At 50.0% G+C, this 22,953-nt stretch carries 10 protein-coding genes; 6 read left to right on the plus strand and 4 right to left on the minus strand.

All coding sequences use genetic code 11. From position 1 onward, the window contains the following. Positions 1 to 16 precede the first annotated feature (16 nt). The 6 genes from HMPREF1212_RS00515 (at position 17) to rocF (ending at position 13,927) form a co-directional block, all read left to right on the plus strand. Positions 17 to 2,932 carry a M26 family metallopeptidase gene (locus HMPREF1212_RS00515; protein ID WP_157316925.1) on the plus strand — a complete coding sequence of 972 codons (2,916 nt, stop codon included), beginning with the start codon at positions 17 to 19 and terminating at the stop codon, positions 2,930 to 2,932. Next, positions 2,898 to 5,783 (plus strand): hypothetical protein, encoded by a 2,886-nt coding sequence (locus HMPREF1212_RS00520; RefSeq protein ID WP_157316927.1) that lies wholly within the window; start codon positions 2,898 to 2,900, stop codon positions 5,781 to 5,783. Before HMPREF1212_RS00515 ends, HMPREF1212_RS00520 begins: the two co-directional genes overlap by 35 nt. Before the next feature lie 207 nt (positions 5,784 to 5,990). Further along, positions 5,991 to 6,818 (plus strand): DUF6261 family protein, encoded by an 828-nt coding sequence (locus HMPREF1212_RS00525; protein ID WP_046148048.1) that lies wholly within the window; start codon positions 5,991 to 5,993, stop codon positions 6,816 to 6,818. A 60-nt stretch (positions 6,819 to 6,878) separates the two neighbouring features. Continuing rightward, on the plus strand, positions 6,879 to 11,486 hold the full coding sequence (locus HMPREF1212_RS00530) for a hypothetical protein (protein WP_052724894.1): 4,608 nt from the start codon (positions 6,879 to 6,881) through the stop codon (positions 11,484 to 11,486). Between the two features lie 326 nt (positions 11,487 to 11,812). Continuing rightward, positions 11,813 to 13,021: an ornithine--oxo-acid transaminase gene (gene rocD, locus HMPREF1212_RS00540; RefSeq protein WP_046148049.1), complete on the plus strand. Its 1,209-nt coding sequence runs from the start codon at positions 11,813 to 11,815 to the stop codon at positions 13,019 to 13,021. Between the two features lie 9 nt (positions 13,022 to 13,030). Continuing rightward, positions 13,031 to 13,927, plus strand: coding sequence for an arginase (rocF, locus tag HMPREF1212_RS00545; RefSeq protein WP_046148050.1), 897 nt, complete (start codon positions 13,031 to 13,033; stop codon positions 13,925 to 13,927). A 77-nt stretch (positions 13,928 to 14,004) separates the two neighbouring features. Here rocF and HMPREF1212_RS00550 read toward each other — a convergent pair whose 3' ends face one another. From HMPREF1212_RS00550 to HMPREF1212_RS00560, 4 genes are all read right to left on the minus strand, one after another. Then, positions 14,005 to 15,486, minus strand: a complete 1,482-nt coding sequence (locus HMPREF1212_RS00550; protein WP_046150173.1) for a RagB/SusD family nutrient uptake outer membrane protein — start codon at positions 15,484 to 15,486, stop codon at positions 14,005 to 14,007. 25 nt (positions 15,487 to 15,511) lie between these two features. Next, on the minus strand, positions 15,512 to 16,876 hold the full coding sequence (locus HMPREF1212_RS27455) for a SusC/RagA family TonB-linked outer membrane protein (RefSeq protein WP_369800833.1): 1,365 nt from the start codon (positions 16,874 to 16,876) through the stop codon (positions 15,512 to 15,514). After that, positions 16,852 to 18,591 (minus strand): SusC/RagA family TonB-linked outer membrane protein, encoded by a 1,740-nt coding sequence (locus tag HMPREF1212_RS27460; RefSeq protein WP_255353034.1) that lies wholly within the window; start codon positions 18,589 to 18,591, stop codon positions 16,852 to 16,854. Before HMPREF1212_RS27460 ends, HMPREF1212_RS27455 begins: the two co-directional genes overlap by 25 nt. 156 nt (positions 18,592 to 18,747) lie before the next feature. Beyond that, complete coding sequence (locus HMPREF1212_RS00560) at positions 18,748 to 22,848, minus strand: hybrid sensor histidine kinase/response regulator transcription factor (protein ID WP_046148051.1); 4,101 nt, start codon at positions 22,846 to 22,848, stop codon at positions 18,748 to 18,750. Between the last annotated feature and the right edge of the window lie 105 nt (positions 22,849 to 22,953).

Genomic DNA, 22,953 nt, shown 5'->3' on the forward strand with positions numbered 1-22,953 from the left:
TATAATATGAATGCTTATGAACACCTTCAAATCTATTCTGGCAGTCTGGGCGTTATTATTGCTCCCGGTACTATTTGTCGCCTGTGCCGACGACAAAGATGAAATGACCGTTCCGCAGGAAAACGGCATCCCCGGACAGGAAGTGGGGATCCGCCAGCTCAGCCTGAAACTCCCCCGGTTGGGACGCCTGGAGATCCTCTTTTCCAAAGTGAACTGCCGCATCCACCTGAAAGGGAAAGACGACAATGTGACTTACCCTGTCAACACGTTCCTTTCCGCCGATACCGACTCTTTGCTGATCGAGGCGGAAGATCCCATCCTGAGCGAACTACCCCATCAGCAGTACCGTCTCAATTACGTCACTTTCTCACGGAAAGACCTTACCTCCAAAGCAGAGGCAGACGATACCCTAATTGCACAGGACACCATCTATCTGGGCGCCCGTCTCTCTATTGAGGATCCCAACAATATAGCTTTCCGCAGTTCCTTCAACCTGAAGGCCGACTGTATCGGAACAGGCAGTAAAGACGACCCTATTGCCATCGCCTGCGGACAAGACTTTATGACCAATATCGTCAATGCCATGACTAACTGCAATGACCTGAGCGGTATCTGTTTCGACCTCACCGAAAACATCAACTTCCAATTGTTGGACATTACCTCCGGCAAAGGCTGGGAGCCCGCCGGGCATAATAACATCAACGGAGGAAGCACCGACTTCAACGGCACGTTAGATGGCCAGGGCAATCGTATCGACAACCTCTTCTGCCATACGTCCGACGGTTACGGGGGGCTGTTCTACAGCCTGGGAAGTGAAGCCTGCATACACGATATACAGTTCCATTACGTTCAACTCGACGGGAAAGACTATTTGGGTACCGTTGCCTGCTATGCCAATCGAGACTCGCGTCTGGAGAATATCAGTGTCGAGGGTTTTATTTCCGGCAAAAACAATATAGGCGGCCTGGTAGGAAAAGGTTCTCCTATTGTAATCCGGTGTATCTCCTCCGTGACACTCTCGTCGGATACCAAATCCAGCAATATCGGCGGTATGATCGGATACAGCGAAGGGGCTACCTTCACCGACTGTCTGCGTAACGGACAGATTAAGGCTCTTTCCAGCTCGAATGTGGGCGGCTTTATCGGTTATAGCAAAGAAGGAAACCTTGACCGTTGTTACGTCTGCGGAAAGATCGAGGGAAAGGATCAGACCGGCGGGATCTGTGGAAATAGCGACGATCTCCACATTACCGATTGCCAGGTCGGCGCCACCATTGCCTATGGATCGTATGCCTATCCCTGGCAGGCATTTACGGAAGCAAAAGTCACCGAAATCTCGATCGACATTCATGGTAACAATAAAGTAGGCGGTTTTCTCGGTTCCGGCAATTTAACATTGAATGGTGCGAATGCATTCAAATACAGCAACACCTCTACACCCAGCCTCACCGCTACGAATTATGCAGGCGGCCTGGCTGGAATGATAATGGGGGCCAATATCCCACGAGGCACTACGTTTACCTCCAAGGCCTATATCAAAGCCAATAATTATGTAGGAGGGTTAATAGGAACATACGACTCCACGAATGGTCTTGAAGGGTCTTTCGAAAATGCAGGAACGATTAAGGGCAGCACCAATGTAGGTGGCCTGTTCGGGCATTGCAAAAAGATAAATAACGGCTCATACACGAATACGGCTCGCGTCGAGGGAAATAGCCGGGTGGGCGGTATCGCCGGTGAAATGGGCACATGTGAAAATGTGACGATAGTAAACGACGGCGACGTTATCGCCACGAGCGACTACGTAGGCGGCCTCTTCGGCATTCTTAGCGGATATATGAGTCTCCGCAACGAAAGCCGCGTGAGCAGCAGCACCGGTTCTATGAAGCTCGAGGGTGCCAATCATATCGGCGGTATGGTCGGACGCTTCGATAACGGCAACAATACCGCAGGCTTTATCCCTCCTTGCTACGGCAGTATCATCGGGCGGAGCAACGTAGGCGGTCTGTTTGGCTCCATTGGATTTTCGGATGTGGAAACCAATATCGATCTGTTCAAATCCGTTTCGCCGGGGCAGGTAACCATCACCTCCACGTCGGGCAGCAATGTGGGCGGTGCGATCGGCCTTCTCCAGGTCGACTCCAGGAGGGAGAACGTTTTCTACGTCAATGTATCCGGCGTGCGGCAACTCCGCGGTTCCATCACCGCCAACGGTGGTAGCGTGGGCGGCATTGTGGGACGGGCGGAAAACTACCACTGTCTCAGCCTTCGTTTCAACGATTGCCACAATTATATGACGCTCACCTCTACGTCTAGCAGCAACGTTGACGGCTATGGCGGTATTATCGGCATGCGCGACGAGAAGGGATTTGAAATAAAAGTCACCCGCTCTGTCAACCACGGCAACATCTCCGGCCCCTTTATTTCGGCTGCCGGCGGTATCGTAGGGCAACAACTCGAAAACGTCTACATCGACCAGTGCTACAATGACGGGACGATCGACGCCACCAGCGCGGTAGGCGGCATTGCCGGTCGTGTGACCGACTATACCACCGTGACCAACTGTTTCAACATGGGGTTCGTCCCCTGGGCCAGCGGAAAAAGCCTGCTTGCCGGCATCGTCGGGCAGAAAGAAGACAAGAGTAAGAAACACATCCTGATCGAGAACTGCTACAATGTCGGTGCCACCGGCTGGGGCATCATCGGAGGCGAAGACGACGATAACGTGGACTGCCGCAACTGCTATTACCTCAATACCGCCAGCGACGGCGATATGAAAGGCAGCGGCTCGCATGCCAAGAGCGCCGATGAAATGCGCCGCAAGTCCACCTATGCCGGTTTCTCGACAGATGTCTGGACATTCTCAGGCGATGGATATTCCGCTCCTGTCCTAAGGAATGTTCCCACACCGAGCTCATATCCGTTACATTAATAATTGTCTAACCTTATATATTATATATATGAACAAGATACAATCCCGCACACACCGCTTTTGCCACCTTTTACCGGCTGCACTGGCATTGATCCTGCTCTTGCTCGCAGCAGGATGCAAGGATGACGAAAAGAACACACCCGTACCCGAAAATCCCGATTACGGCGAAGAGCAACGTATCGAACTGGCGGCCGACCTGAGCAACGTGGTTCCGACAGGCGAGATCACCTGCCAACTGATATACGGCAACGAGAAAGTTCCGGTAGTCGTCAAGTCCGTCCACTCCGTAGAAAGCGGCAAGTCGGTGATCCGGCTCGACGAACGCCTGCGCATCGGCCAATATATCCTCGCCTCAATCATCCATAAAACCGGCGAAGAAACCTACGACGAAGCCAACATCGGCTGTACCCTGCAGGTAACCACCCGTAGCAACGCCGTTTCACCTTCCACCTTCGACAAGCTGGCAGGCTACTTTGGCAGCGGCACGGCCGACGATCCTTACCGCATCGCCTCCTCTACCGGTTTCAAGGTGATGCGCAAGCTGATGGAAGACGGTGCGAACAGTTTTGAAGGCAAATATTTCCTCCAGACGGCCGATATCGACATGATAGACACCTACAACAAAGGTTTCCGCCCCATTGCCTATCAACCCGCCTTCCCGTTCAAAGGATGCTACGATGGCGACGGCCATGTTATCCGCCACTGCGCCATCCGTACGCTCGACTCGAAAACACAGGCCGCCGGCGATGAAATAGAAGCCACCGGATTGTTCGGATACGTCTGCGCCGCAACGTTCCGCGATATCATGATGGTCGACCCTGTATCTATCGGCGCCAACTCCACAGGTACCCTGGTCGGATGCATCCGTGGCGTATCCGGAGTGGAAGAAACGCCCACCTACCTGCGCAACATCCGGGTGCGTAAGGAAACTTCTACCGCCAGCGAAGTCTATGGCACTAATTTCGTAGGCGGTCTGGTAGGTGGTGTCGATGCACAAGCCGTACTGGTGATGCACAGTTGTGTCAATGAGAACCTGCCGGTAGGTAACCGTTCCGACGGCTCCTTTGCCGGAGGCCTGGTGGGGGGCGGTACGATCAATGCGACAGCCATCCTCGATAGTTGCGTCAACCTGACCCGCGTGCAGGCCGAAGGATCGCGCTGTACAGGCGGTATCATCGGCGGCATCGAGACTGCCAACATCACCAATTGCATCAACCGTGGAGCCGTTGTGGCTTCCAACTGCCTGGCCACCGGAGGTATTGCCGGCGGACTGGGTACTTCGACCCTGGCGGTCGTTGTCAATGAAGGCGAGATACGCGGGCACGAAGGTACCGGCGGTATCGTGGGCAGTACCGTGATCAACAAGGAAGACGGAAGCTACAACGACCTGATCATGACTTCGGCACACAACTACGGCCCCGTCTACGGAATCGACAACACCGGAGGCCTCATCGGCGAAGCACAGACACTGATGGCCGACTGCTACAACCGCGCAATGGTGGAAGGAGCAGGCACCTTTGCCGGGGGACTGGCCGGTTTTACCCCGACGGTTGTCGTCAACCATTGTTTCAATAACGGTCAGGTAGGTGCCGATCAATGCGTCGGAGGCCTTATCGGGCGCGCTTCCTATTATATCGTGACCAACAGCTCCAACCTCGCATCCGTCGATGCCTCTGCCGGTATGGCAGGCGGTATCCTCGCCCTGGGAGGAAGCAGCGGCATGATCAATTTCTGTAATAACTACGGACGGGTGAGCGGTACCGACATCTGCGGCGGCATCGCAGCACGTACGGGCGACAGCAAATCGCTCACTCCCGGCGACATAGCCTCCGTCATCATCTCTTACGGTCGGACGAAACACAAAGTGATGAAAGCCCTTGAAACCCCTCCCAAGAAAATGTCGGGGATGAAAGCCGCCTTTAAGCACGGCAAGAACGTCGTCAAAATAGCCTCTTCGGCCAAAGACCTCTACCAAGCCATCGCCACCCCGCCAATGATGCAGGACATCAGCATGTGGGACGAACTCTACGGACAGAAGATCGACATCGTCAATGAAGATATGCTGTCACGCATGAACGAAGAAGTGTCGGCCGCCATCCCCGCCGTAGCCTATGCGTTACCCGGTTCGGAAGTGCTGCCCGGATTGGCCTATGCCAACTCCGTCGAGTTCAACAACAGCCTCGAGGGAGAGGGCGACGACCGTTACGCCGATGCCGTCCACAACCGTCTGGCCGAGATCGACGAACAGGTCGCTAAAATCGAACAGGCACGCGAGATAGCCCTTGCAGCCGCCTCGTGTGTCCTGGCTGTGGCCGGAGCTGTCGTATCGGGAGGTGCCGCAACTGCCACCGTCATCGTCTTATCGGCTGCCGTGTCGACTGTGGGCAACCTGACCGATCGGATGGACAACTGCGTCGAAATATCGCAATGCAGTAACTTCGGAACCGTCAGTGCCGGCAAAAAAGGCTACGGCATCGTGGCACGGTTGGGCGACCATGTGAAACTGCATAACTGCCTTTCTGCCGGGGTGGCCTCCGGCTACGGCGTGTCGGACGTTTCGCTCGACCTGCTCGACGATATCAAGGTGCGCCGCATCGTCTCTGTTGGGTCGGTCAACCAGGAACCCTACTCCAATTCTTATTGCTACGAGAACCAGGGACTTTTCTTCCTGGCTGACAAAAAAGGTTCCTGGGGTAGCGAGATCGGATATCGTTTTGCCGACGATCTGGCCAAGAAGTCGACCTACACCTCGACCGAAAGCCCCTTCGACTTCGACGACAACAAGTCCTGGGCCTTCCTGAGCCCTATCGTGCCGCAACCGTACAATAACTTGTACTACAGTTTCCGGTGACGAAACCCTCTGCCGACCGGCAAAACCATCGCTACACTCGTGGCAATGCCTCCGGCGGCCGGCAAAACGACTGCTGAGGTCGTAGAGATAGCTTCGCCGGCCGCCGGAACGTCCCCGACAACCGTAGCGACGGTTCTGTAGGTCGACGGAGCTATTAAAACAGAAAAAACGAAATAATTTCTAGTATCAATATTAAAAACTACGATTATGCCATTAGCAAAACAAATCGGCACGATGAACAAAACGAAGTTGAGCAATGCGGCCCACAAGAACATGAATACGGAGATATACGATCGTATCCAGGCTGTTACGGTCGCCGCCCTCCACCTCGAATCGCTGGCTCCCGGTTACAAGGAATGCATCGACCGTGAAGGCGAATGTGTCAACCGCATCACCAAAAGCGCGACGACCGACCAGCTGGTAGCCAAAGACGGTGAACGCGACAAGACGATCCAGTTCATTTTCTCTATGAACGGCTCCTACCTGGTTTGCCCCGATCCGGCCCTCCAGTCCGCTGCCCGTACCGTCGACGCCGTGCTCCGTGCCTACGACAAGCTGTATAGTAAGGCCTATGCCGAAGAAACCGCCCTGATCGACGGATTACTGATCGACTTGTCCAAGCCCGAAGTGGCAACGGCGCTGCAGACCCTTCATCTCGAAACGTATGTCACCCAGTTGAAAACCCAGAACAGCGAGTACAAGACGCTCGATGCTTCACGTACCGACGAATACGCCGCCCGCGTGAAGACCGATACCTCAAAGGCCCGTAAGGCAACCGACGAGACGCTCGATCTGGTCATCCAGCGCGTTAATGCCTATGCCGTATTGGAACCGACAGATGTTATCAACGGCTTTATCGACACGGTGAACCAGATCTTCCGCAAATACAAAGACCTGATCGCCGCCAAGGGAGGCCCTTCTACACCGACCCAGCCCGATGACAAGCCCTATCCGACACCCGACCCGACACCTGATCCGACTCCCGATCCCGATCCGTCGCCCGGCGGCGAAGACGATCGTCCGGTGATCGAATAATACAGCGGACGGCAGGCATTTCTTTCATCATATTAATCATTTAAATAGACACATTTACTTATGAACAACTTTTTACCTATAAAAAGTAACCACCGTGCAGCGCCCCTCCGGCTCGCTGCACGTATAATCAGTATCATGATACTGGCGTTTTTATGGCCGGTGAGGGGAGGGGCGCAAGAACAAACACCACCTTCAGATCTCAATGTGAGCAACATTACAGACGCAACGACACTGACCTATAAAAAGAAAAGCGATCCTGATACGTACGCCTGGTATTATAAGATTGGCGAGGGTGAGGTATCCGAATTTACCGGCACGCTGACAGGCTCGGAAAAAAACGATTCTCCCGTCATCACCATCAAAAGCGAGAAGGATGCCACTTCCCCGAATTATGATGATTGTGCCAAACTCATATTGAATGGAGTAAGCCTGACGGCTGTTGATAAAGCCGACTTGATTAAGATAGCAGAAGGTACTAAGCCGCTCTGTATTAAAACAACAGGCAATTCTTCCAGTACCTTGAAAGGTAAAAATACTGATGGAAATTCTAACACTCTCAGTCATGCGATTTATAACTACAACGGAGGTATCCTGATTCTGGATGGTGAAGCAGGAGAATTGAATATCCTTGGAGAAGGAGATTATACAGTTGGGCTAAGGATGTATAATAATAGTGGTAGGATTGTATCCACTATCCTCAAAAATAAAGTAACTATCAAAGCGGGTCGTATGGGTGTGTGGTTTAATAATGCCGGTATTTTATCGGCTATAGGTAATGCAAAAGTAAAGATTTCTTCGAAATGTTCGCTATCTTCGAAATATTCCGGTGAAAAGGCTTTTGGATATGGTGATAGCAGAGTGCAATCCCCCTTCCTCCAATGGACATTCGATTCCGCCCCGGAGAGCGGCAAAACGCTTAAAATAAAAAAGGCCGACGGCAATCCGTCCGATCCCGTTTTTGAATTCTCCACCGACGGCGAAGCGAAAAGTTTCGCTGTCAACGTCACGAAGGACACCGGCTACACCCTTTGGCTTGGTGATGAACAACTCATGGATAAGGACGGAACAACTGTCTTTACGGCAACGGACGATAAATTATTCGACTTTTCAGGTATGCGTACTTTCCCTGCCGACTGGCCCGATTACGCCCAGACAGCCAATGTCGGCACGGATGGCATCGATGTCTCCGTCTCCGGCACAAACTCCAGTATAAACTATACCGTCAAGACCCCTCGTGGCCTCGCGTGGATCGCTTGGGTGACGAATAATGCGAAGACAAAGAGTGGCAATACCGGTGAAACGTATACCGCTTACTATCCCACCTCCGCAGGCTTCAATGCCTGTACGGTTACGCTTGCCAACGATATCTCGCTGGCTACGCCTGCTCAGGGTGTTGCCAACGATTTCGATGATAATTGGATACCGATAGGGATTGTTTCTACTTCGGATCTAAATAATGTCTACACTAAATGCTTCCAGGGTACCTTCGATGGAAATAACAAAAATATTACCGAAATGAAGATCAACACGACCTCGGTAATCAATACCGGCCTTTTCGGTTATCTGTATGGAGCGACCGTGAAGGATCTGACGATGGCGGAATCTAATAGTATTCATTTGCAAACTCTTCCAAGCTCAGAAACTGATTACCCGCTTGGTAGCATCGCAGGTTATGTGGAGAATGGAATAATCATGAATTGCCATAATAAATGCGAGGTCAAGTTCTCTAACTCTGACTCTGATAAGGATGGGAAGGTCGGTGGAATTGCCGGCACAACAATAAACTCGGTGCTTAGTGCTTGTTCAAACAGTGGAGCTATCACTATCAATGGATCAACGGCTATGGGTGGCGGAATCGTAGGGGTAAGTACCAAATCTTCCATTGCTTCCTGCTTCAACACAGGTAAGATTGATGTTACCGCCGGTAGTGGCGCCGCCTATGCGGGTGGCATCATGGGCGGTGATGGTAGTTCTGATACGGGGAATAATATATTGCACTGCTATTCAACAGGGAATATAACCGCGAAAGCTACCCAGTCATGTCCTTCCGGCGGCATTGTCGGCGGTGCTCAATATGTGACTATTAAATCTTGTTTTGCTACGGGTTCTGTTTCCGCAGAATCATCAAGCAGCGACAACGGTGCTTATGCAGGCGGTATTATCGGGGGGATTTGGAGCAATAGTAATGTTACTGTAAAGGATTGCCTCGCCTTAAATGTCGAAGGCGTGAAAGCTACCGGGAACACCTCTGATAAACAGGCCGGTCGTATTGTCGGAAAGAATAATAATGCTACCCTTTCCAACAACTACGCCAGCACCAAGATCAAGCTGACGATAGGTAATAATGAGTCCATCCCGACCGAAAACATCACCGCCCATGCGATAAACGGTGCCAACCTCTACCTCGACAAAGCTGCCGCGGTTACTGCCTCTTGGGCTGGCTCCGAAAATACGAAAGCCTTCACCGCCATCGGTACCGATGCGGACGGCAAGCTCCCGCAACTGAAAACCATCGCCAGCTATGGCAACGAAGGCTTGCCGGTAATTTACGGGGAAGCCATCCCCGGCCAGCCTGCCGCCAGCCTGACGTCCGCCGACTATCTGGCTATGCCCGGCCCGCTGTCCTTGCCTGTCAGCGACACAGATCTCATCACCCTCTCTTATTCCGATGGCAAATGGAGCTACAAAAAAGGAGAAGGCGAAACGTCGACCCGTTTCAACGGCACGGTCAAAATGACCGAAAGCGCAGCAACCTCCACCAACAAACTCGTCATCTCCACCGCCACCGGCAACCCGACGCTGACTTTCGAGAAAGTGGAAATCAAACCGACCGACGGTGCTGCCCTGACCATCAACGCAGATTGCGCCCTGACCATTAACACAGCGGATGAAGGCACTTCCACTCTCAGCTCATCCGGAGCCTCTACCCTGATAAATAAAGGCATCTTGACGCTGACGGGCAAAGGCCTGTATATCGGAAATACCGGCGATAATAACGAATATTACGCCCTCGATAACTCCGGCACCTTCACCGTGTCCGATCCGTCATCGACCTCCGTTACTTTCCATTGCGCCAACACCGCCATCCATAACATCGGAACCCTCGCTAATGCCTGGATGGAATGGCAGTTTGCAGACGCATCGGGACAGCCTGACGGCAAAATAGCCTTTGCCGCCACCGACGATGACAACCAATCCCCGGCCGCCCTGTTGCGCCAGGGCAAAACCTATGCCACAACCGTTACGCCCGGCAAGACGTACCGGCTTTGGACGGTAACGAGTGCTGATGGTGAAGTCCGTACCCGCCAGCAAGGCAAAACGGCAGGCGCTACTCCCGTTCCGATCGTTTACTTCCAGGCCACGGCAGGCAATGATGTTGCAGTCTTCACCGGCATGAAAGATGCCGTTACGGCAACCGTTACTCAGCCGACTAAGGGCGGCGGTTCCATCTCCGTCTTCTGCAATGATAGCCTGGTGACTGCTACCGATGTAATTCCCAATGGAGCGGCATTGAAATGTAAATACTCTGCTATCCCCGGTTATCAATTAGATACCTATACGGCTACCCCGTCCGGAGGATCTTCTACGGAAGCAAATAGTGATCCGAAAAATGGTAGCTATCAGGTTCCTGATGATGCAATATCTGTCGCTTTTACAGCCACCTTTAGAGTGGTGCAAGGTACAACTATAACTGAAGAAGAAGTTGTGTTGGATGAACCGACAGCTCCTGTCGCAGAACCGACAGTCGTTATTCCTCTAAATGAGCGGCCTTCAGTAACGGATGGCTCTACCATCAAACTGGTAACCGGTGCTCTGGAGGAAGAGAGTCATAAAACTGCTGTCGATAAAGTGATAGAGGCCAATGTACAAAATCCCGATCAACCGATCTATGTCGAGATCGCTTTGGTAGAAGTAAAGTCGGGTGGTACGAAAATCCCTATCCAGCCTTCTGCCGATCATCCGGTAACGGTTATCTACCCTTATCCCGCAGGTACGGATGCCGGCGATACCTTCACGATTGTCCATGTGAAGATGGATGGAACGACGGAAGTCTATTCTGTTTCGGAGGGTAATCTGGAAAATACGGTAGTCGGTTTGAAGTTTTCCGTTTCCAGTTTCAGCCCCTTCGGCATTGTCTGGACGAAGGCCGCCGACCCGACTCCCGATCCTGATCCGGTTCCTGATCCGACTCCGGTTTACTACACTGTCACCCTTCCCGCCCTGGAAGGTGCAACAACCGATCCGGCTCCGGGTAATTACGAGGTGGAGTCCTGGAGCAGTTTCCGTTTCTACTTCACGTTGGATAAGGATTATGACCAATCCGTCCCCGTCGTAACGACCAGCCGTGGTGAAACGATCACTCCCCGTGCGAGCGACGGCGCTTATCTGGTGAAGTATATCCGTTCGGATGTGACCATCTCGATTGCCGGTATCCAAAAGAACACCGATGTAGCCAACGCCACGATCGAGGCGGGTGTGAAAGTCTGGACAGAGCCTTCCGCCCTCTGCCTCGAAACCGACCGCACGGAAGAGGTCCGTGTCATAACGGTGAGCGGCAGCATAGTCGCCGTCTTTGATGCCAAGCCAGGTATGAACCGCCGTCCACTGACTCCCGGATTGTATGTTGTACAGACCGGGCGTAAGGTTTGCAAGGTGATTGTCAAGTAAGATACATACAACCGCACACAGACAACGACGCAGGATATGCAGGATATCGCAGATGCTATTATTTATTAATAAAAAGCCTGCGAGACTCTGCGTATTCTGCGTCGTCTGTGTCCGGTAATCTTTTTATGCAAATATGGATAAGGTGGAGTCTTAATTTCAGCAAAGAAACACGCAATATCGAACGGTGGATTGTGGAAGAAGTCCGGTCATAGTGTGTTTCTTAACATACATCTTTCGGTGACATACTGTTACTCATTTTAGTACCTTTGGCTCAATGGCTGTATGAAACGCTTACAGTCTGACAAAACAATTAAATCAGAAATAGTATGAGACCGGAAGATTACATCACCCGTGAGGGGAAGTTTGGTGCACACAACTATCATCCCCTGCCTGTCGTTCTCGAGAAAGGAGAAGGCGTATTTGTGTGGGACGTGGAAGGCAAACGTTACTTTGATTTCCTGTCCGGTTATTCCGCCCTGAGCCAGGGGCATTGTCATCCCAGGATCATTAAAGCGCTGACCGACCAGGCGCAGAAGCTGACACTCGTATCGCGTGCATTCCATGCCGATATACTGGGTGAATACATGGAGTTTGCCTGCAAGTTCTTCGGTTACGACAAGCTACTGCCGATGAATACCGGAGCCGAAGCGGTGGAGACCGCCCTGAAGTTGGCTCGCCGCTGGGGATATCGTATCAAGGGCGTCGCTCCCGAAAAAGCAAAGATCGTCGTTTGCAGCGAGAATTTCCATGGACGGACAATCACGATCATTTCGATGAGTACCGATCCGAGTTCGTATACGGACTTCGGCCCTTATACCCCGGGGTTTATCAAAGTAGAATACAATCAGGTGGATGCGCTGGCGGAAGCCTTGAAAGATCCCGATGTAGTCGGCTTCCTGCTCGAACCGATACAGGGCGAAGCAGGTGTAGTAGTGCCCGACGACGGTTATCTCCGCGGGTGCTACGATCTCTGCAAACAGCATAATGTCCTGTTTATCGCGGATGAGATACAGACAGGTATCGGCCGTACCGGTAAACTGCTGGCCTGCGATTATGAAGATATCCATCCCGATATTCTTATCTTGGGAAAAGCCCTTTCCGGTGGTGTGACGCCTGTCTCTGCTGTGCTGGCCAGCGACGAGATCATGCTGACGATCGCTCCGGGCGAACATGGTTCTACATACGGCGGAAATCCGTTGGCGGCAGCTGTGGGTATTGCCGCCCTGGAAGTTGTACGCGATGAAAAGCTTTCGGAAAATGCCTATGCAATGGGCGAACTCTTCCGTAACGAAATGGAAAAGATCGACAATCCGATGATCAAACAGGTTCGTGGCAAAGGCTTGCTGAATGCCGTAGTCACCGAACCCAAAGACGGTAAGGTGGCCTGGGACATCTGTCTGGCCCTGAAAGAGAACGGCCTGATAGCCAAACCGACGCACGACCATATCATCCGCTTCACCCCGCCCCTGATCATTACCCGCGACCAGATGATGGAAGCAATCGGTATTATTAAAGAAACGTTCGCTCAATTTTAAACCGGTTATATGAAAATAAACGTAATAGGAGTCCCGCTGAATCTGGGTTGCGACCGCGAAGGCGTTGAACGTGCCCCGAACCATCTGCGTGAGCGGGGGCTGATGCAGGTTATCCGGAAGAACGGACATCGTGCCTTCGACCTGGGTAATCTCTATGTGCCTCCCGTGTCGGAAGCGGATAAATTTGCCCGAAGCAAGAGCATGAAATACCTCGACGCTATCGTCGAGGTGAACAACAACCTGGCGGAGTTGGTCTACGACACGTTGCGGGGCGGCGCCTTCCCGCTTGTGATCGGCGGCGACCATTCGCTCGGACTGGGCAGTGCGTCCGGGGTAGGGAAGTGCTTCGATGATTTCGGTATCATCTGGCTCGATGCCCACGGCGATATCAATACGAACGAAACCTCTCCCAGCGGAAATATCCACGGTATGCCGTTGAGCGCCCTGATGGGGATGGGGAGTGAAGAACTGGTGAATATCTATGCTCCCGGCAACAAGGTGAATCCCCAGAATGTCTTTCTGGTCGGAACCCGCAGCCTCGACGAGGGCGAACAGGCCCTGATAGAAAAGGAGCAACTGAGTGTCTATACGATGGAAACCATTCATCTGAAAGGCATTAATTTTGCGGCCGAAGATATCAAACGGAAACTCCGGGAAAGAAAGGTGCGCAATGTCCATTTCAGCATCGATGTAGACAGTATCGACCCCCGCTTTGCCCCGGGAACGGGAACGCGTGTCTGTGAAGGCCTTATTCCCGACGAGTTCAATGAGTTTGTCGAACACATGCTGTCGACCAACCTGATCAAATCGATGGATCTCGTGGAGCTGAATCCGGATCTGGATACGAATGACCAGACCACCAATCTCTGTCTGGATATCATCGATTATATAACGGCACGGATCTGAAAAGCGAAAGGGTATGAAAGACTAATAGAATTTCATACCCTTTTTGATTTACTTATGAAGTTTTGTCAACGACTTGCTTATAAATTAGGATTCAGCATGGCGTCGTGATCCGGACACGGGAAATAAAGTCTTTCTTCTGTTACATTCTTTACCTTGTCCGGGAAGTTCTTTTGGAAATAATCCCTCATGGTAGACAAGTATGTTCCCCAGCGTACCAGGTTAAAACGATAAATGCGTTCGTGGGATGTCTCGAGTATCCATTCTTTCTGGATAGCCTGGCGGAAAGCGTCTTTGGATAAGCCGGAAAGATTATCCAGGCCGGCACGTGTACGTAGTTGGTTTACTGCTTCATAGGCTGCTGCCGTCGGGCCGTTGGCTTCGTTCTCTGCTTCTGCAAATATCAATAGTACATCGGCGTAACGGATGATCGGAATGTACATATCGGTACGTTTATTACGCTGTGAGAAGTTTTCGCGGCCACCGTCGCACCATTTCTTTCCGTGAGGGTACGGGCTGCCGAAATCGGCCGTTGTATAAGTTTTCTTGTCTACGGTGCTGACTATTTCGGTCAGGAACGTAGCTGCTTTGCGTTTATCCTTATCATCGAACCTGTCGATATAAGTTTGCAGCGTGTAGAAGAATCCCCAGCCGGATTCGGAACCGATGCTCGAAGGGCGCCATTCGGCTCCGCATTGGTTGTCTCCGAGGCCTTCGGCAAAGTTCAGTGCAAAGATCGACTCTTTGTTGTAACGGTTGCTTACTTTCCACAAATCCTCGTAATCGGCCACTAATTCAATTCCGTACTTGCCTTTATTGTCGATGACTTCTTTGGCTTTGGCTGCTGCCTTGGCCCACATCGACTGATCCTTGATCTGTTCGCCGGCCATTGTGATATATACCCATGATAACAGTGATTTGGCGGCTGCGATAGTGGGACGCTCTGTCCCTTCACTCCATTTTTCCGGTAAATTGGCTTCCGCAAATTCAAGGTCTTCGATGATATGGCCATAAATTTCTTTGGCGGAAACCTTTGTCATATTCGTTGCACCGTTGAAATCCTCCACCGGCGTATCCAGATAAATGACATCATTGAAGATACGAACAAGGTAAAAATAAGACATGGCGCGCATATAGCGGGCGGCAGCCACGTAATGGTTTTTAACTTCGTCGTTCACTTTCGAAGCGTTCGGGACTTTCTGTATAATGATATTGGAAGCATTGATACAGGCATAGAACTGTTTCCAGGGCTTGAAGAGACTCTCGTTGTCGCTTTGCCAGGTCAGGGAGTTCATTTCGTCGCGGGCAACGTTGTTGGCGGTAGCACTGACAACGGCATCGGTGGTTGCTTCCGCGATGAAATTAATATGACGCTCGAAATCGTTGCTGCGCCAGTAGGAAAGCGTTCCCATCAGCAGCATATTACATTCTGCTTCCGTATTCGGCAGGTTCTCGGGCGAAAGGAAGTCTTTCGGTTCTTCCGAGAGGAAAGAATCGCAACTGCTCATTAATAACATCAGGGAACATACTCCCGCAACTGCTTTGTTTATATATGATTTCATATTCATGTTCATTTAAATGGTTTAATTATAATGTAAGATTCAATCCGAAGGTATAAGAGCGGATGGCTGGATAGCTACCGCCATCGAAACCTAAGTTATAGTTACCTGTGCGGGAGCTGACTTCTGGGTCGTAACCGGAATAACCGGTGATGGTGAACAGGTTCTGTCCGCTGATATAGAGGCGCAGGTTGGAAATACCCCATTGGGAGGTAAGCGACTTAGGCAATGTATAACCCAGTGTCAGGTTTTTCAGGCGGATATAGGAACCGTCTTCGATAAAGCGTGTAGATGCCGGGCCGACCCCTTCGTTCAGGGCTTGCTGTGTATTGGATGTGCCTTCGCCTCTCCAGGAGTCTTTTACATATCTGAATGCGTTGCCGGTATTGTTCGAGTTACTGGGTAATTCGCTGAATGTTACTGTCATCAGGTTCATAATATCATTCCCATATGTACCCTGAAACAAGAAGCTCAGGTCGAAATCCTTATAGGAGAAGTCGTTGCCGATACCGAAAATAAAGTCGGGGTTGGCATTACCGATGATGGTACGGTCTTCGGTCGTAATCTTTCCGTCGCCATCCAAGTCTTTGAATTTGACGGCACCGACCCGGGCAGTGGAACTACTCAGTTTATTTACTTCCGCCTGGTTCTGATAGATCCCGTCGAATACATATCCGTAGAAGTTACCGAGCGGTTTGCCGACCTGTACGATACCGGTTTCATTAAACCCTGCTCCCAAAGCGCCGCCGGAACCGTTGGTATAGAAATATTGATCGTCACCCAGGTCTAGTACTTTCTCTTTGTTCAAAGCAATGTTTACGGAGGTTGACCATTTGAGGTCGCCGACCAGATTCTGTGTATTCAAAGAAAACTCCCATCCTTTATTCTGTTTACTTCCGATATTCTGGGTCTGTGATGAATATCCGGTATAATAAGGCAGTATCTTGTCATAATGAAGATCGATCGTCTTTTTATAGTAATAGTCGGCAACCAGTGAAATACGTCCACCCAATACACTCAGGTCGATACCTATATCCGTTTGCTTGGTTGTTTCCCATTTCAGGTCAGGGTTCGGCACACGTCCCGGAATGAGGGCGACCGCAGAGTTTCCCCCTAATACATAACTAGTCGTACTGAAACTTGCTAATGACTGGTAAGGAGTGATTGCCTGGCTACCTGTTTCACCATAGCTGCCACGCAGTTTCAGGTTTTGTATCCATGAAATATCTTTCATGAAATCTTCTTCACTGATGCGCCATCCCAATGCCGCCGAAGGGAAATAACCCCATTTATTGTTCTTTGCAAATTTGGAAGAACCGTCGGCACGGAAACTGACGGATGCCAGATATTTGCCTTTATAGGCATAGTTTACACGTCCCAGCCAGGAAGCGATCGCAGAATGGTTTCCCCACTACCCACGCTTAACAGGCTGTTGTCGGCTAATCCCATATTCCAGTATCCCAGCGATTCGATATCAAAGCCTTTACCGCTGGATGTATTGTAAAAGTAATCGGATGCTTCTGCCGTGAAACCTGCCACCACATTCAACGAATGGTCTTTATTGAATGTTTTTGAATAGGTCAGCGTATTTTCCCCCAACCAGTTCGTTGTCTCTTTATTCTCTACATACGCATATCCTTGTCCTTTGTAAGACAGCAGGTTTTCCCCGGAAGTAAACTGGCGTTGGCGTTTATCGCTGTATGTGTACGACCAGGCTGTCCGGAAACGCAGGCCCTTTAGTATTTCCCATTCCAGGAAAGCAGTCCCCTGGAAATAACTGCGGTCTTTATCCACTACCTGGTCGTTGATCAGCGCTACCGGGTTATTCATCTGTGCCCCGTCTTTCAGAGGGCCGCTGAATGATCCGTCTTCTTTATATATGGGTACCAAGGGGCCGAAACCCAGGGCAGAGAATGTAACGCCACCACCATCGGAACCATTCATCTGGTTAATGCTGGCGCTGGTAGATGACGAGCGGGAGGCGTTCAGCAACATGCCGACTGTAACGTTTTTCCCTAACTTCTGTTCGACGTTCGCGCGAACACCTGCACGGTTAAAGTCAGAGTTTTTGATTATACCCTGTTGCAACAGGTAGTTGCCGGACAGGCTGTATTTTGTCGTTTCCGTACCGCCACTGACAGATAAGGAGTGTCCGGTCATAGGAGCCGAGCGGAAAACTTCATCCTGCCAGTCTGTATTGTTCAGGTTATTCGGATCGACCCAGGAGGGTATTTTTAATGCACTTGTCGGATAGTTCTCCTGTGCTTCTTTTAACAGGTCGTATAATTCCTGTCCGTTTAGCATATCCATTTTTTTAGAGACCTGCGATACGGATACATAACCGCTGTATGAAACAGAAGGTTTACCGGTGCTGCCTCGTTTGGTTGTCACCATAATTGCACCGTTGGCACCACGTGAACCATATATGGAGGTGGAGGAGGCATCTTTCAATACTTCGATAGAGGTAATATCGTTCGGATCGATCAGGGACAGATCACCGCCTAACACGCCGTCGATAACGACAAGGGGAGCGTTGTCACCTTTCAGGGAGTTTCCCCCGCGAATAATGATATTGGGTTCTTCTCCCGGGGCTGCGACACTGTTTTGTACCATAACACCGGCCATCTGGCCCTGTAAAGCCTGGTCGGTACGGGATATGGACAGTTTTGTCAGTTCGTCTCCTTTTACGGAAGAAAGAGCTCCTGTAACATCACTCTTTTTTTGTACACCATATCCTACTACCACAACTTCGTCCAGTGCTTCAGAGTCTTCTTTCAGGATGATGTTTAAGGGGGTATTTCCTTTTACTTTGATTTCCTGTGATTTGAAACCAATGTAAGAAACAACCAGGATGGAACCGGCAGGAGCTTCAAAAGAAAAGTTGCCATCTATATCGGTCACGGCACCGATAGTAGAGCCTTTTACGATCACATTCACTCCCAAGAGGGGATCGCCGTTCGAGTCTTTCACTACACCTCTGATCAAAGATGACTGCAAAACTCCGTTTTCGATAACCGAACCGTCCGCTTTTACTATATGAGGCAAAGAGGCGGAAGTAAGGCACAATGTCATGCACAAGGCACAACTTTTCATGTACGTGTTATTCATAATATTAATACTGTTAATTGAACTTGTTGTGTTTTTCTTCGGCTGCAAATCTAGGGGGAAACGGTAAGCGACTGTTTAAAATTTATCTCTTTTCCTTTTAAAACTATATCAGACATGAAAAAAGCATGCTCACGGAGCATGCTTTGAAGGTATTAATTACTTGTGTTGCAATACATATTCGGTAGGAGACATGCCATACATGGATTTGAAACAGGTGGCAAAGTAGGCATGTGAGTTAAAGCCAATATTAGCGGAGACTTCGGAGATATTCATATCTGTTTCCACTAACATCTTAGCTGCCATTTCGAGCCGCTTATTACGGATCAGGTCGATTGGTGAAAGGTCTGTGATCGCTTTCAGTTTCCGGTACAGATTGGCACGTCCGATGCCGGTGCCTTTGCATAAAAGATCCACATTCAATTCCGGGTTCGAGATATTCTGTTCGATCACCTCAAAGAATTTTTGCATAAACTTGTCGTCGGCCGAAACGGTTTCGATTCCCATCGACTCTAAAGAAAACTTTTTGCCATACAACTCTTTGAGCCGTTCGCGGGTAGCCAGGATGTTACGGATACGGTATAAAAGGACACCCATATTGAACGGTTTAACGATGTAATCGTCTGCACCGCACTGAAAGCCCTCCTTGATGTGCATAACCATCGATTTGGCTGTGATAATGATAATCGGGATATGCCCTGTTCTCAGATCCTGTTTGATTTCCGAGCAGAGTTGCAAGCCATCTTTCTTTGGCATCATAATATCGCTGATGATCATATCCGGCAAGACTTCCACCGCTTTGTCGAATGCTTCTGCTCCGTTTTCGGCTTCCAGCACCTCGAAGTAGGGATCGAGGTGTTTTTTGATATACTGCCGTACGTCCGGGTTGTCTTCCGCGAGTAACAATGTGTATCGTTGCCCGGTAGCAACCGTCTGCTCCTCCGTATCTTCCTGTATTTCGAATGAATTTTCAGTTTCGACGGTCTCTGTCTCGGTTGTAATTTCTTCGCTGCTGTATACTTCCCGGTCTATGGGGATCAGGACACGGAAAATAGCTCCTTTAGGATTGTTATCCTCTACCCAGACAATGCCATGATGCAGTTTGACTATGGAAAGAACCAGGCTGAGTCCTATTCCTGTTCCGGTTGTATTCTGTTCGCTTTCGTCCGTCCCCTGGTAGAAAGGGGCGAATATATGGCTCTTGTCGGAGTCTTCTATTCCTTTTCCAGTATCTTCAACCGAGAGGAATACATACCGGGAAGATGAAAGAGGAATTCCTGAGGCATGATCCGGGTATAGTTCCTGTAAGCGGGAGACGGATAAGGATTGTAATCGTACAGTGACCGATTCGTGAGGAACGGTATGTTTGAAGGCATTCGATAACAGGTTGAAGACCACCTTTTCCAACAGTGTACGGTCGAACCAGCCATCGATGCGGGACTCGTCGGAGTCTAACCGGAAAACGATCTGTTCTTTTGCTGCGATCTGGTTGAAAGCAATATATATTTCCTGAATGAATAAATACAAGTCGTTATGCGATATGCGTAATTGCAGGTTTCCGCTCTGGTTTTTCCGGAGATCCATCAATTGATTGACCAGTAATAAAAGTCGCTGCGCGTTTCCGTAAACCAATCTCAGCGAACTTTTCAGGTTCGGATTCATATCGACCCGCTGCAGGATCTCTTCCAAAGGAGAAAGGATCAACATCAACGGGGTTCGTAATTCGTGCGAGAAGTTGGTGAACATACGGATTTTCGACTGATGAAACTCTTCCTGTCTTTGTTGTTCCTTTTGCTTTTCATCCAGATCGCGTTCCAGCTTCCGCTTTACATGCAGATAATGCCACATTGTATAGCAAATGCTACCGATTATTAACAGATACAGTAAATAGGCATACCAGGTTTGCCAGAGTGGGGTACGGATATAGATCGGGATCGACCTTCCTTCGTTATTCCAAAGTCCGTCGTTATTGGATGCCCGGACGCGGAAGGTATAGTGTCCCGGTTTCAGGTTGGTATAGAATGCTTCCTTGCGATAACCGGCATCATTCCAGTCGGTATCATAGCCTTCCAGCATATAAGCATATTTATTCTGATTCGGGAACAGATAATTCAGTGCGGCATATCCGACGGAAAAATTGTTCTGGTTGTAATTCAGTTTAATCTCTTTCGTATAATCGAGCGTTTTGTCCAACAGCCCGGAGGCGTCACCGGGAACAACCGGTTTGTTGTTGACGGTAAAAGAGGTTAGTGCAACCGGGGGAATGAAATGGTTCTTTTTCAGCTGTTCGGGATAAAAGGATACGACACCGTTGCTGCCGCTGAAATAAATCTGGTTGCCGGGTAGTTTGATACCTCCTTTCATACTGAATTCATTCAGAGGGATTTCTGCTTTTCCCGTGTAGTTGACAAATGTATGTGTGTCCGGATCGTAGGACGAAATACTGTTTCCCGTGCTCATCCAGAGTTTCCCGTCATCACCGGGAACGATCGCATTGATGTTATCGTCACTGAGTCCGTCATCGCTTGTGAGCCGTTCAACGATCCCTTTCTGTTCGTCCAGACGGCAAAGTCCTCCGCCAAAAGTACCGATCCAGATGCGTCCTTTACTGTCTTTTACGATATTCGTAATGTGATCGTTGTAAAGATTGTGGCTACCTTCCTGGCGGGTGTTGAAGGATTCCAGTTTCCGGGTGTTGGAGTCGTATATGGCCAGTCCGGCCATATGCATTCCCACCAGGTAGATGCCGTTTCGTATTTCCATGAAACTACGGACGCTGGGTAACCGGCGGAACAGACTATCTTTCGGGGCTACTGTCCCGTCCGGCAGAAAACGGGTGATCCCTGTATTATCGGTTGTCCCGACCCATAATGCACCGTCACTGCACCGGTCGATCGTATAGATACTGATTTCACTGTTGAAGGAATGGAAGAGCGTGAACTTCTTCTTTTTGATATCGAATTGGTAAATAGTCCCTTTCTGGGTACCGCACCAGATGATATCACCTTCTACGAACAGCGATTTGATGATGTTCCGGTCGTTCAGCGCGTTCGAAGCATCCGGTTGTGAATTCAGGGGGAAACGTTCAAAGGTATTCGTCTTCAGGTCTAGCGAAAGAAGTCCTCTTCCTTCCGAAGCAACCCATAGGGTATGATCCGGGTGGTAATCCATAGTGGCATAAATACCGAACGATAGATCCGGATCGTTCCGCAGATCATAAAACGTGAAACGGCTGTTTAGCGGATTACTGTAGCTCACTCCTCCGGCGTACGTCCCGATCCATAATGTATTGGCGTTGTCAACGAAAGAAGAGTAAACGGAGAAATGGCTGAGTCCTCCCTGGTATTCATCGAAGTTGGTGTATTTGGTGCCAGTGCCGGTATCCGGATCCAGTAAGCTTAATCCATTGAATGTACCGACGATGATTTTCCCGTTATAACTGGAGATTGTGCGGATGGAGTTATTTCCCAGATTTCCGTTTTGAGTGTTGAAACAGGTAATTTTGCGGGTCTTCATATCGATCCGGTTCACTCCGGCTGTGCGGGTTCCTATCCATAGGCTGCCGTCCGGCGCTTCATGGATAGCAGAAATATTGTTATCGGTTAATGACGGGGAAGTGTCATTCTTAGAATAGTGTGATAAGAGATTCAGTTGCTTATCGAAGATGTAAAGTCCGTTTCCCAGTGTGCCGATCAACAGATTCCCGTTATGGGCTTCATAGATGACCATGATCTGGTCGCGGGGTAATTCGCCGTTCAGATCCGGCTGGATAAATGAGTCGGTTTCATAGCTGTACTGATATAAGCCATGATTTGTCCCGATCCAGAAGCGTTGTTGCTTATCAATGTGGAGACTGGATATCCAGGCCCGGAAAATAGGGGAGTCGGAGGATGAGGCCTGGTTGTTGTAAGAGACGATCCGGTTGGTTTTCAAATCCAGCCGGTTCAATCCGTTTGTTGCGCCTATCCACAGATTACCCAGGCTGTCTTCAGCCAGTGCTGTTATATGATTACCGGAGAGACTGAGTGAGTCGCTGTTGCTATGTTTATAAACAACGAAACTATTACCGTCATAGCGGTTCAGTCCGTTGCGTGTGGCAAACCACATAAAACCTCTTTTATCCTGATATATCTTTAATACGGACAGTTGCGACAGGCCGTCTTCCATTTTCAGTGAGGAAAAGGAGAAGGGGGAGACTTTCCCGTAGAGCAAGGCGTTCAGACAACAAAGGATAAGAGTGATCAGAAATGTTCTCTTCATAACGTATAAGCATTACGCTGCAAATATAAGAAAACAATGGCTGTAACGCGCATATCGGTTGTATAAAAAGAAGAGGGGCTGTGACTGCCTGATGTTGGCGGCGGT

The sequence above is a fragment of the Parabacteroides sp. HGS0025 genome, from assembly GCF_000969845.1.
GTDB classification, from domain to species: domain Bacteria; phylum Bacteroidota; class Bacteroidia; order Bacteroidales; family Tannerellaceae; genus Parabacteroides; species Parabacteroides gordonii.

Excerpts from the sequence above, each read along its gene's own strand:
- HMPREF1212_RS00515 (WP_157316925.1), top strand. The coding sequence starts at position 17 with ATGAACACCTTCAAATCTATTCTGGCAGTCTGGGCGTTATTATTGCTC.
- HMPREF1212_RS00520 (WP_157316927.1), top strand. The coding sequence starts at position 2,898 with ATGTTCCCACACCGAGCTCATATCCGTTACATTAATAATTGTCTAACC.
- HMPREF1212_RS00525 (WP_046148048.1), top strand. The coding sequence starts at position 5,991 with ATGCCATTAGCAAAACAAATCGGCACGATGAACAAAACGAAGTTGAGC.
- HMPREF1212_RS00530 (WP_052724894.1), top strand. The coding sequence starts at position 6,879 with ATGAACAACTTTTTACCTATAAAAAGTAACCACCGTGCAGCGCCCCTC.
- rocD (WP_046148049.1), top strand. The coding sequence starts at position 11,813 with ATGAGACCGGAAGATTACATCACCCGTGAGGGGAAGTTTGGTGCACAC.
- rocF (WP_046148050.1), top strand. The coding sequence starts at position 13,031 with ATGAAAATAAACGTAATAGGAGTCCCGCTGAATCTGGGTTGCGACCGC.
- HMPREF1212_RS00550 (WP_046150173.1), bottom strand. The coding sequence starts at position 15,486 with ATGAAATCATATATAAACAAAGCAGTTGCGGGAGTATGTTCCCTGATG.
- HMPREF1212_RS27460 (WP_255353034.1), bottom strand. The coding sequence starts at position 18,591 with ATGAATAACACGTACATGAAAAGTTGTGCCTTGTGCATGACATTGTGC.
- HMPREF1212_RS00560 (WP_046148051.1), bottom strand. The coding sequence starts at position 22,848 with ATGAAGAGAACATTTCTGATCACTCTTATCCTTTGTTGTCTGAACGCC.